The organism is Cupriavidus sp. MEYA8, from assembly GCF_059278825.1.
This window is the reverse complement of the sequence record NZ_CM181221.1, coordinates 2,385,891-2,397,980: the sequence shown is the minus strand read 5'-3', so window position 1 is coordinate 2,397,980 and position 12,090 is coordinate 2,385,891. Positions and strand designations below refer to the sequence as shown.

Here is a 12,090-nt window from a genome sequence, read left to right as displayed (position 1 = left end):
GCAATTCCATGATAAACGCTCCTTCAACTAGGTTGACGTGGGAGCGCCACTCTGGGGCAGCGTGTCAGCGCGCTAGTATAAACGATAATGATTCTTATTTGTTGTGATTTGTGCGTCGCAACTGGAATTTTCTGCCGCGGCAAGTTATACCGCCAGATCAGGCAGCCGTGTGGAGCGGTTGGCGCTATCTTGCGCGGGTTTGCGCGCCCGCAAGGATCCGTAGCTTCGGTGGCACAGGCCACAGTCGCTGGTGGCAGCTTTGCCTATCCCCGCGCGGTGGGCAGCAAAGCGCGCTAGCATAGGAAGAAACTGCAGACGAGGCGGTGCGCCGGTCGGTCGGCCCCGCCACGGCGAACTCGGGGAACCGTCCATGGATTTCACACGTTCCGCTGAAGATGACCGATCGACGCTCCTGCGCTCCATGCCCGGGGTGTCGTCCAGCTCCGCGCTGGACTGGATGTGCGCGCAATTTGCCCTGCGCGTGGTGTGCGCATTGGGTCCGCGCTTCAACCTGCGCAGCAATATCAACGATGTGCTGACCGTCAGCGCGCAGGAAATGGTGTGGCCATACGGGGTGGTGCTGCGCGTGCAGCGCTTCCTGGCCGCCCGCTGCGCCGACATGCCCGCGTGGAAGGGCGCGGCGCGGCTGACGCCCGAGGAATTCCTGGACCGCCACGGCCAGTGGAACAGTGCCTTCGACGAAAGCGCGCTGTTCTATTACCTCGACGAGTACGTCAAGCACCACGCCAAGGACATGTTCGCCGTGTTCGACGCCTCGGCCGCCGCCATCGCGCAGCGGCTGGACGGCGAGCGCGTGCTGCTGGTGCGCAATATCGACATGCTCAGCCGCGTGCTGGACCTGCCCGACCACGAGCGCAAGCTGCTGCTGTACGCGGCGCTGGCCAAGTACAAGCGCGACCTGCGCGCGGTCATGGTCGATTGCAAGGTGGCGCACAGCCAGGAAGCCTTCCAGATCCTGGCCGGCCTGACCGGTGCCGGGGCGGCCGACGTGGCCGCGTCGCTGCGACCGGGCTCGCGGCTGGAAACGCTGAACCTGATCGAGCAGCCGCTGCCCGAGAACAGCGTCACCGACCTGGGCGACCTGATGCGCCTGTCCGACCGGCTGCTGCACGTGCTGCTGGGCAATTACGCCAACGAGGCCGAGATGATGGCGGTGTTCACACGCCCGGCCGCGCCGCCCACGCTGACCGTCGCCGACTACCCGCATGTCGAGACCGATGCCCGCTACCTGTGCGCGCTGCTCGCCAACGCCACGCGCCAGCACGCCAGCGGCGTCAACGTGCTGATCTACGGCCCGCCCGGCACCGGCAAGACTGAATTTGCGCGCCTGCTGGCGCGCGAGGCCGGTTGCGAGCTGTACGAGGTGGATTGCCTGGACCGCGACGGCAACAGCCTGTCGGGCAAGGACCGCTACCGCTCGCTGCAGGTATCGCAGGCCTTCCTGCGCGGCCGCGCGCATACCGCGCTGCTGTTCGATGAGGTGGAGGACGTTTTCCCCGGCAGCGCGCGCGAGCTGATGAGCCTGTTCGGCCAGGAAGATACGCGCGCGTCGGTCAACGGCAAGGCGTGGGTCAACCAGACCCTCGAGCAGAACCCGGTGCCGGTGATCTGGATTTCCAATTCGATCCGGCAGATCGACCCGGCCTACCTGCGCCGCTTCCAGTTCCACCTCGAACTGAAGATCCCGCCCCCGCTGGTGCGCGAGAACATCATCCGCAAGCACCTGGGTGGGCTCGATGTCAGCGATGCCTTCATCAGCGGCCTGGCCGCCCGCAAGACGCTGACGCCGGCGCAGGTGCAATCGGCGGCGCGTTTTGTCGAGCTGGCGCGGCCCGACGTGGCGGAACCGGTCGAAGCGCTGATCCTGCGCCAGCTGGAGCATGCCGACCGCGCCATGGGCCTGCGTCCGGAGGCCGAGGCCCGCCCGGTGGTCACGCATTACCGGCTGGAAAACCTGCACCTGGAAACCCGCTACGAGGTGGTGAAGATCGTCGATGCACTGCGCGTGCGCCAGCGCGGCACGCTGTGCTTCTATGGGCCGCCCGGCACCGGCAAGACCGCGCTCGCCGAGCATATCGCCGCCGAGCTGGACCTGCCGCTGATGATCCGGCGCGCCTCTGACCTGATGAGCAAGTACGTGGGCGAGACCGAGCAGCAGATCGCGGCCATGTTCGCGCGCGCGGAGGAAGACGGCGCGGTGCTGTTGCTGGACGAGGCCGACAGCTTCATGCAGAGCCGCCAGCAGGCGGTGCGCAACTACGAGATCTCAGAGGTCAACGAGATGCTGCAGGGCATGGAGCGCTTCAACGGCATCTTCATCTGTACCACCAACCTGTTCGACCGCATTGACGAGGCCGCGCTGCGGCGCTTCTCGTTCAAGATCCGCTTCCTGGCGCTGAGGCCGGAGCAACGGGCGGCGATGTTCGTCGACGAAGCGCTGGGCGGCGACGCCACGCTGCTGACCGATGCCATGCGGCGCGAGTTGGATGCGATGGATTGCCTGACGCCAGGCGACTTCGCCACCGTCAAGCGCCAGTGCGTGCTGCTGGGCGAGGCGCTGACGCCGGACGAATTCCTGGCGCAGCTGCGCCAGGAACATGCCATCAAGCCGGAGGTGCGGGAGCACCGGCCGCTGGGCTTCCTGCAATAACCTGCCGCAGGGCAGGCGCCGGCTAGAACGCTGGCGCCGGCTCGATCACCACCGTTTCCGCATCCGCGTCCACCCGCAGCAGCGCTGCTGCCATCGCGCGCAAGTGCGCGGCGTCCTTGGTGGAAACGAAGCGGTCGCGCGGCAGCGCGCCGGTGTCCGCGCAAAGGCCGTGCTCGGCCAGCTTGCGGGCGAGCTGGCGCGCAATGGCGCTGCCGGTGTCGACCAGCGCCAGTTGGTCTCCGACCATCTCGCGGATCGTGCCGGACAGGAAAGGGTAGTGCGTGCAGCCCAGCACCAGCGTGTCCGCGCCGGCTTCGAGCATGGGAGTGAGGTAGGCATCGAGGCGCTCGCGCACGGCGGGGCCGTCGAGGTCGCCTTGCTCGATCAGCGATACCAGGCCAAGGCCGGCCTCGCAGATAAAGCGGCTTTCGCGCTCGAGCGAGGTCAGTAGCCGGCCGAACTTGGCGCTCTTGAGGGTGTTGGCGGTCGCCAGCACGCCCACCACCTTGCTGCGGCTCGCCGCGGCGGCCGGCTTGAGGCCGGGCTCGACGCCGATGATCGGCACCGGCAGCCGCTCGCGCAAGGTCTGCACCGCGTGCATGGTCGCCGTATTGCAGGCGATCACCAGCGCCTTGCAGCCCTGGCCGAGCAGCCATTCGCACGCCTGCAGCGTGCGCGCCTCGACGAACGTCTCGGGCTTCTCGCCGTAAGGCGCGTATTTCGAGTCGGCGAGGTACAGCAGCGATTCTTGCGGCAGCAGCGCGCGGATCTCGCGCAGCACGGACAGGCCGCCAAGGCCGGAATCGAAGATGCCGATGGGTGCTGGGTTCACTGGGATGCGAGGACGACTGGAAAGGACTGGAAAGAAGAGGGCAGAAAAAAGCCGGGTCGGAACCCGGCTTTTTCGAGTGCTAGGGCAGATTCTACCGCCTCGGCGTGATGCGCTCGCGTGGCGATGCTTACAGCGCGGCGACCGGAATCTTGCCGATCTTGGCCTGCCACTCGGCGGGGCCGGTCTTGTGCACCGAGGTGCCTTCGCTGTCCACGGCGACCGTCACCGGCATGTCCTTGACGTCGAACTCGTAGATGGCTTCCATGCCGAGGTCTTCGAAGCCGACCACCTTGGCTTCCTTGATCGCCTTGGCCACCAGGTAGGCGGCACCGCCCACGGCCATCAGGTAGGCCGACTTGTGCTTCTTGATGGCCTCGATTGCCGCCGGGCCGCGCTCAGCCTTGCCGATCATCGAGATCAGGCCGGTTTCGGCCAGCATCATCTCGGTGAACTTGTCCATGCGCGTGGCGGTGGTGGGGCCGGCCGGGCCGACCGCCTCGTCGCGCACCGGATCGACCGGGCCGACGTAGTAGATCACGCGGTTCTTGAAGTCCACCGGCAGCTTCTCGCCCTTGGCCAGCATGTCGGCGATGCGCTTGTGCGCGGCGTCTCGGCCGGTCAGCATCTTGCCGTTGAGCAGCAGGGTCTGGCCCGGCTTCCACGAGGCGACTTCTTCCGGCGTCAGCGTGTTCAGGTCCACGCGCTTGGAGGTCTCGGTGTTGGGTGCCCACTCGACCTCCGGCCATTGCGACAGGTCCGGCGCTTCCAGCTTGGCCGGGCCGCTGCCGTCCAGCGTGAAGTGCACGTGGCGGGTGGCGGCGCAGTTCGGGATCATCGCGACAGGCTTGGACGCGGCGTGCGTCGGGCAGGCCATGATCTTGACGTCCAGCACGGTGGCCAGGCCGCCCAGGCCTTGCGCGCCGATGCCCAGCGCGTTGACCTTCTCGTACAGTTCGACGCGCAGTTCCTCGACCCAGTCCTTCGGGCCGCGGGCGATGATGTCCTGGATGTCGATGGATTCCATCAGCGATTCCTTGGCCATCACCATCGCCTTCTCGGCGGTGCCGCCGATGCCGATGCCCAGCATGCCCGGCGGGCACCAGCCGGCGCCCATGGTCGGCACGGTCTTCAGCACCCAGTCGACGATCGAGTCCGACGGGTTCAGCATCACGAACTTGGACTTGTTCTCCGAGCCGCCGCCCTTGGCCGCGACCTGGATGTCGACGGTGTTGCCCGGCACCACTTCATAGTGGATCACGGCCGGGGTGTTGTCCTTGGTGTTCTTGCGGCCGCCTTCGGGCGGGCTGACGATCGAGGCACGCAGCACGTTGTCGGGGTGCGTGTAACCGCGGCGCACACCCTCGTTGATCATGTCGGTCAGGCCCATGGTGGCGCCGTCCCAGCGCACGTCCATCCCCACCTTGACGAAGACCGTGACGATGCCGGTGTCCTGGCAGATCGGACGCTTGCCTTCCGCGCACATGCGGCTGTTGGTCAGGATCTGTGCGATCGCGTCCTTGGCCGCCGGGCTCTGCTCCAGCTCATAGGCGCGGCCCAGGCTGGTGATGTAGTCCATCGGGTGGTAGTAGCTGATGTACTGCAGGGAGTCGGCGACGCTCTGGATGAGGTCTTCTTGCTTGATGACTGTCATTTTGTGGGGTGGGCAGCGGTGAAACACAGGCCGAAATCATACACTGCCCCGGGGCTGTCTGCCCGGCTGCATACATTGGTCTACAGCCTCCTGGGGTGTCGCCGGCGCCTCATGGCGCGGACACCGAACGCCAAATGCAAAAACCGCGGCGCATGGCCGCGGTTCGGAGGCAAGTCCTGGCTTTTGGAAAGCTTAATGTGATTCGCGCTTGGCATGCGCGCCGGCCGGGTGCGACACCATCCGGTCGACATACGCCATCGCCACCGCAGAAGCCAGGAACGCCACGTGGATGGCCACCTGCCACATGATGGTGTGGGTAGTGCGCTGTTCCGCGTCGATAAACGTCTTCAGCAGGTGGATCGACGAAATCCCGATCAGCGCCATCGACAGCTTGACCTTGAGCACCCCTGCGTTGACATGGTCCAGCCATTCCGGCTCGTCCGGGTGGTTGTCGATGCCCAGGCGCGAGACGAAGGTCTCGTAGCCGCCCACGATCACCATGATCAGCAGGTTGGAGATCATCACCACGTCGATCAGCCCCAGCACCACCAGCATGATCTTGTTCTCGTCGAACTCGGTCACATGTGCCAGCAGATGCCAGACTTCGACCAGGAAATGGTAGACATAGACGCCCTGGGCCACGATCAGGCCCAGGTATAGCGGCAGCTGCAGCCAGCGCGACGCGAAGATGATGCTCGGGATCGGCCGCAGGCTCTGGGCCTGCGGCTTGGTCATTGGATTGGAAGCCATGGGCGGGGCGAAGAGTGGAAAAATTGCGGCGAGTTGAAAATCGGCGTGGATTGTACCAAGCGACGATGGCAGCGCTGTGTTACCAGCAGTAACCGGTGCCACGCCACGCCGTTCAGGTTCCCGCGCGCGGATCGGCGCCCGCCGCCTTGCCGCGCCACGCGCCGCGCGCAATCCGCCCCGGCCAGCTCGCAAGAACGATTCCGGCCAGCACGCAGGCCAGCGCCACGCCGTGCGGCCAGCCCGGCTGCTCGCCCAGCACAGCGATGCCGTAGGTGGCCGCTGCCACCGGCAGCACCGAGGTAAACACGCCCGCCAATTGCGCCGGCACATGGCGGATGCCCTTCATCCACAGCCAGAACGAGAACACGCTGGCCGACAGCGCGTACCACAGCAGCATCAGCCAGGTCTGCGCCGGCACCGTGGAGGCGTCGAAGGTCAGCAGCGGCACCAGCCCCAGCGGCAGCATCAGCAGGCCGCCGATCAGGTGGGTATAGGCGCAGATCTCGATCGCGGCCAGTGTCTGCGTGAGGCGGCGCGACAGGATCACGTAGACCGATTCGCACAGCACCGCGCCCAGGATCATCAGGTTGCCGAGCCAGGCCTGGCTGTTTTCGCCGGCGCCGTGCGCATCGCTGCGGGCGATGTTGAGCACGGCGATGCCGGCCACCGCCAGCAGCACCGAGGCCACGGTGCGGCGCGACAGCCGTTCGCGCAGCACCAGCCAGGACAGGATTGCCACCGTGGCGGGAATGGTGCTGGTGATGACCCCCGCGGCCATGGCGCTGGTCAGCCGCACGCCGTTGAGCATCAGCAGCGTGAACAGGAAGGTGCCGAAGAACGCCTGCAGGAACAGGTTCAGCCATTCGCCGCGCGACACCCGGCGCATGCGCGCCGGCCGGTACCACGGCGCCAGGCAGACGATGGCGATGACGAAGCGCAGCAGCGCGAACAGCAGCACCGGCACATGGGCGATGATCGATTTGCCCAGCCCCACATTGCTGCCGACCAGCGCCATCGATCCGACCAGGAACAGTGCGTGGATCGGGGAGAAAAGCCGAGAGTGGGCAGGGGCTGAAGTGGAGGTGTTGGTGGGCACGGTCGATGCCTCGGTCAGCCGGCGGCCACGATCGCGGGTGGCGCGAGGCGCGGCGAGCCGGTGCAAGCGTGGAGAGGCCGCGGCAAGGGTAAGCACCGCGTTCAGGTATAGGGCTCGCGGGATTATAGCTGTGCTAGCCTAATGGAGAAGGCTGCACTTTCGCCCCCGATGGCAGGACGTTTCCCGCTGCATTGCAGCATGCGGCGACCTCGGACACCGGCCAGTCACCATAGGCAGCAGCCGCCGACCGTCAGGTTTAAGTAAGCCGTCGGGCGTAACTTGGCAGCCAAAGCCATTCCAAAATCAGGAGACGAGTCTATGTCCGCCATCGAATCGGTGATGCAAGAGAACCGCGTGTTCAACCCGCCCGAGTCGTTCGCCAGCCAGGCCGCGATTCCCAGCATGGACGCCTACCGCGCGCTGTGCGAGGAAGCCGAACGCGACTACGAAGGCTTCTGGGCACGCCACGCCCGCGAGCTGCTGCACTGGAACAAGCCCTTCACCAAGGTGCTGGACGAGAGCAACGCGCCGTTCTACAAGTGGTTCGAGGATGGCCAGCTCAATGCCTCGTACAACTGCCTGGACCGCAACCTGGAAAACGGCAATGCCGACAAGGTCGCGATCGTGTTCGAGGCCGACGACGGCACGGTGACGCGCGTCACCTACCGCGAACTGCATGCGAAGGTGTGCCGCCTGGCCAACGGCCTGAAGACGCTCGGCATCAAGAAGGGCGACCGCGTCGTGATCTACATGCCGATGTCGGTCGAAGGCGTGGCCGCGATGCAGGCCTGCGCGCGCCTGGGCGCGACGCACTCGGTGGTGTTCGGCGGCTTCTCGGCCAAGTCGCTGCAGGAGCGGCTGGTCGACGTGGGCGCGGTGGCGCTGATCACCGCCGACGAGCAGATGCGCGGCGGCAAGGCGCTGCCGCTGAAGGCCATCGCCGACGACGCGCTGGCGCTGGGCGGCTGCGAGGCCGTGAAGAACGTGATCGTGTACCGCCGCACCGGCGGCAATGTCGGCTGGACCGAGGGCCGCGACCGCTGGCTCGACGACGTCTGCGCCAACCAGCCCGAGACCTGCGAAGCCGAGCCCGTCGGCGCCGAGCACCCGCTGTTCGTGCTCTACACCTCGGGCTCGACCGGCAAGCCCAAGGGCGTGCAGCACAGCACCGGCGGCTACCTGCTGTGGGCGCTGATGACGATGAAGTGGACCTTCGACATCAAGCCCGACGACCTGTTCTGGTGTACCGCCGACATCGGCTGGGTCACCGGCCACACCTACATCGCCTACGGCCCGCTGGCCGCCGGCGCCACCCAGGTGGTGTTCGAAGGCGTGCCGACCTACCCGAACGCCGGTCGCTTCTGGGACATGATCGCGCGCCACAAGGTCAGCATCTTCTATACCGCGCCGACCGCGATCCGCTCGCTGATCAAGGCCGCCGAGGCCGACGAGAAGATCCACCCGAAGCAATACGACCTGTCGAGCCTGCGCCTGCTCGGCACCGTGGGCGAGCCGATCAATCCCGAGGCGTGGATGTGGTACTACAAGAACATCGGCAACGAGCGCTGCCCGATCGTCGACACCTTCTGGCAGACCGAGACCGGCGGCCACATGATCACGCCGCTGCCGGGCGCGACGCCGCTGGTGCCGGGTTCGTGCACGCTGCCGCTGCCGGGCATCATGGCCGCCATCGTCGACGAGACCGGCCATGACCTGCCCAACGGCAATGGCGGCATCCTGGTGGTCAAGCGCCCGTGGCCGGCCATGATCCGCACCATCTGGGGCGATCCGGAGCGCTTCAGGAAGAGCTACTTCCCCGAGGAGCTGGGCGGCAAGCTGTACCTGGCCGGCGACGGCTCGATCCGCGACAAGGACACCGGCTACTTCACCATCATGGGCCGCATCGACGACGTGCTGAACGTGTCGGGGCACCGCATGGGCACGATGGAGATCGAGTCGGCGCTGGTGGCCAACCCGCTGGTGGCCGAGGCCGCGGTGGTCGGCCGCCCCGACGACATGACCGGCGAGGCGATCTGCGCGTTCGTCGTGCTCAAGCGCGCCCGCCCGAACGGCGAAGAGGCCATCAAGCTTGCCACCGAGCTGCGCAACTGGGTCGGCAAGGAAATCGGCCCGATCGCCAAGCCCAAGGACATCCGCTTTGGCGACAACCTGCCCAAGACGCGCTCAGGCAAGATCATGCGCCGCCTGCTGCGCTCGCTGGCCAAGGGCGAGGCAATCACGCAGGACACCTCGACGCTGGAGAACCCGGCGATCCTGGACCAGCTCAAGCAGGCACAGTAACCCTTCCGCCGTGCCCCCTACCAGCCCGCCGCCGCGTTCCCGCGCGCCGGCGGGTTTGTTACGATAGCGCCCCACCGACCACGGACCGCCGCCCATGCCTGATGCCCAGTCGCGCTTCCGCCGCCGGCTGCTGCTGTACTACGGCCTGTTCACGCTGGGGTTGTTTGGCTTCGTCGGCATGATGGGGCTGCTGGAGCGTTCCAACGCCGATGCCTTGTGGCTCGGCTATGTCTTCCTCTTCATCACCATCGCGATCTATGCCTGCATCGGGCTGATCTGCCGCACCTCCGACCTCAACGAGTATTACGTCGCCTCGCGGCGCGTGCCGGCCCTGTTCAACGGCATGGCGATCGCCGCCGACTGGATGAGCGCCGCGTCCTTCATCGGGCTGGCCGGCATCCTGTTCGCATCCGGCTACGAGGGCCTCGCCTACGTCATGGGCTGGACCGGAGGCTATTGCCTGGTGGCCTTCCTGCTGGCGCCATACCTGCGCAAGTACGGCGGCTACACCATTCCGGATTTTCTCGCCGCGCGCTATGGCAACGGCAAGCCCGGCGGCAACCTGCCGGTGCGCGCGATCGCGGTGCTGGCGGCGTCGCTGTGTTCGTTCGTCTACCTGGTGGCGCAGATCCAGGGGGTAGGGCTGGTGGTGACGCGCTTCATCGGCGTGGAATTCGCCGTTGGCATCTTCTTCGGCCTGGCCGGCATCCTGGTGTGCTCGTTCCTGGGCGGCATGCGCGCGGTCACGTGGACGCAGGTGGCGCAGTACATCATGATGATCGTCGCCTTCCTGGTCACGGTCTCGATGATCGCGTGGAAGCATCACCAGGAAGCGGTGCCGCAGCTCAGCTACGGCACGCTGCTGGCGCAGCTCGATGCGCGCGAGCAGGAACTGGAGCGCGAGCCCGCCGAGCAGGCCGTGCGCGAGTACTACAAGCAGCAGGCCATCCTGCTGCAGGAGCGCATCGCCCGGCTGCCGGCATCCTTCCAGCAGGAGCGCGACACGCTGGACGCGCGGCTGCAGGACCTGCGTGCGCGCAATGCGCCGCTGCGCGAAATCAAGGCGCTGGAACGCGAGCGCCTGGAATTCCCGCGCGATCCCGCCGCCGCACAGCAGCAGTGGAACCTGCAGCGCGAAGACGCGCTTGCGCGCAGCCGGCATTCGATGTCGTCCACCGAGCCATACCCGGCGGCGTCCGAGCAGGAGCGCAAGACCAAGCGGCTCAATTTCGTGCTGCTTGTGTTCTGCCTGATGGTCGGCACCGCCAGCCTGCCGCATATCCTGACGCGCCTCTACACCACGCCCTCCGTCAAGGAGACCCGCAACTCGGTGGCCTGGGCCGTGTTCTGCATTGCGCTGCTGTACGTGTCCGCGCCGACGCTGGCCGCGCTGGTCAAGTACGAGTTCTTCGAGCACCTGGTCGGCACGTCGTATGCGGAACTGCCGCAATGGGTGGTGCAATGGCGCAAGGTCGATCCGCCGGTATTCGGCATCCGCGACGTCAACGGCGACGGCATCGTGCAATGGGCCGAGATCTTGCTGCAGCCCGACATGATCGTGCTGGCCGCCCCGGAGATCGCCGGACTGCCTTATGTCATCTCCGGCCTGATCGCCGCCGGCGCGCTGGCGGCGGCGCTGTCGACCGCCGACGGCCTGCTGCTCACCATCGCCAATGCGCTGTCGCACGACGTCTTCTATCACATGGTCGATCGCCAGGCGAGCCACCAGCGCCGCGTCACCACGGCCAAGATCGTGTTGCTGGGCGTTGCCTTGTTCGCTTCATACGTTACATCGCTGCGCCCAGGCAACATCCTGTTCCTGGTCGGCGCTGCCTTCTCGCTGGCGGCATCGAGTTTTTTCCCCGTGCTGGTGCTGGGCATCTTCTGGCGCCGGACGACTGCGGCCGGCGCTGTCGCCGGCATGTCCGCCGGGCTTGGCGTGGCGGTCTACTACATCTTCGTCAACTACCCGTTCTTCACCCGCATGACCGGCATTTTCGGCAACCGCTGGTTCGGCGTCGACCCGATCGCTTCCGGCGCCTTTGGCGTGCCCGCGGGGTTTGCGGTAGCGATCATCGTCAGCCTGCTCACGCCGCGCAACGCGCCGGTGATCGACAGGCTGGTGACGTATTTGCGTCGGGGCTAGGAGGGCGCCGCACGAACTTGTAGATTCGTCGGGCAACTCTGCTATAATCGCGGACTTCCCGGAGAGATGGATGAGTGGTTTAAGTCGCACGCCTGGAAAGCGTGTATAGGTTAATAGCCTATCGGGGGTTCGAATCCCCCTCTCTCCGCCAGAACATCCGCAGTGAGCCGAAGCCGTCCAATTGGACGGCTTTTTTGCTTTCTGCGCCGACCCGCACGGGATGCGCACGGGATGCGCGCGGGGCGCCGGAACTGCCATAGCAGGGTCACCGGGCCTGTGTTCGGACAGAGGCCGACTCCGGCAAAGAAAAGCCCTCGGCCAGGGTGGGCGAGGGCATGAAGGGCTTGAAGAAAGTGGGCAAGTCACGGAAACGCCCATAACCATGTTCGTGCAATCGCCCGGGGCGCGCATCCCTCTAAACAGAGGTGCCGCCAGGTCCGGCAGCGTCCTGACAGGGCCTGCATGAAAAAAAGAGCCCGCACAGCGGCGGGCTTTGGGTAGAAAGCCGAGAGGGGTCAACTCACGACCCGAGCATTCTCCGGCAAATGTAAAGACATTTGCATCCCCATTCGGTGGGGATCTATTTCCATCGCTGTTTCGACGAGGACGCAGCGCAGCCTTATTCGAAGGTCCCGGCCGCTTT

At 66.1% G+C, this 12,090-nt stretch carries 7 protein-coding genes and 1 tRNA gene; 4 read left to right on the top strand and 4 right to left on the bottom strand.

Translation table 11 applies throughout. The features are described from left to right. The first annotated feature begins 370 nt into the window (after positions 1 to 370). Positions 371 to 2,671, top strand: coding sequence for an AAA family ATPase (locus tag AC5WJ1_RS11075; RefSeq protein ID WP_135705555.1), 2,301 nt, complete (start codon positions 371 to 373; stop codon positions 2,669 to 2,671). Between the two features lie 22 nt (positions 2,672 to 2,693). On the opposite strand, the gene murI is transcribed toward AC5WJ1_RS11075, so the two are convergent. The 4 genes from murI to AC5WJ1_RS11055 form a co-directional block, all read right to left on the bottom strand. Then, positions 2,694 to 3,503 carry a glutamate racemase gene (gene murI, locus AC5WJ1_RS11070; RefSeq protein ID WP_133095558.1) on the bottom strand — a complete coding sequence of 270 codons (810 nt, stop codon included), beginning with the start codon at positions 3,501 to 3,503 and terminating at the stop codon, positions 2,694 to 2,696. 127 nt (positions 3,504 to 3,630) lie between these two features. Beyond that, the gene (locus AC5WJ1_RS11065; protein ID WP_133095559.1) at positions 3,631 to 5,154 is read right to left on the bottom strand and encodes a fumarate hydratase; all 1,524 of its coding nucleotides are present in this window, start codon (positions 5,152 to 5,154) and stop codon (positions 3,631 to 3,633) included. Positions 5,155 to 5,346: 192 nt separating this feature from the next. Further along, a complete protein-coding gene (locus tag AC5WJ1_RS11060) occupies positions 5,347 to 5,904 on the bottom strand; it encodes a TIGR00645 family protein (protein ID WP_133095560.1) in 558 nt (185 codons plus the stop codon). 112 nt (positions 5,905 to 6,016) lie between these two features. Continuing rightward, positions 6,017 to 6,919, bottom strand: a complete 903-nt coding sequence (locus tag AC5WJ1_RS11055; protein ID WP_135706293.1) for a DMT family transporter — start codon at positions 6,917 to 6,919, stop codon at positions 6,017 to 6,019. A 399-nt stretch (positions 6,920 to 7,318) separates the two neighbouring features. On the opposite strand from AC5WJ1_RS11055, the gene acs reads away from it, so the two are divergent. From acs to AC5WJ1_RS11040, 3 genes are all read left to right on the top strand, one after another. Then, the gene (acs, locus tag AC5WJ1_RS11050; RefSeq protein WP_494476077.1) at positions 7,319 to 9,301 is read left to right on the top strand and encodes an acetate--CoA ligase; all 1,983 of its coding nucleotides are present in this window, start codon (positions 7,319 to 7,321) and stop codon (positions 9,299 to 9,301) included. A gap of 94 nt (positions 9,302 to 9,395) precedes the next feature. Beyond that, on the top strand, positions 9,396 to 11,447 hold the full coding sequence (locus tag AC5WJ1_RS11045) for a sodium:solute symporter family protein (RefSeq protein WP_133096055.1): 2,052 nt from the start codon (positions 9,396 to 9,398) through the stop codon (positions 11,445 to 11,447). Positions 11,448 to 11,507: 60 nt separating this feature from the next. Next, positions 11,508 to 11,598, top strand: a tRNA-Ser gene (locus AC5WJ1_RS11040). The last annotated feature ends 492 nt before the right edge of the window (positions 11,599 to 12,090 follow it).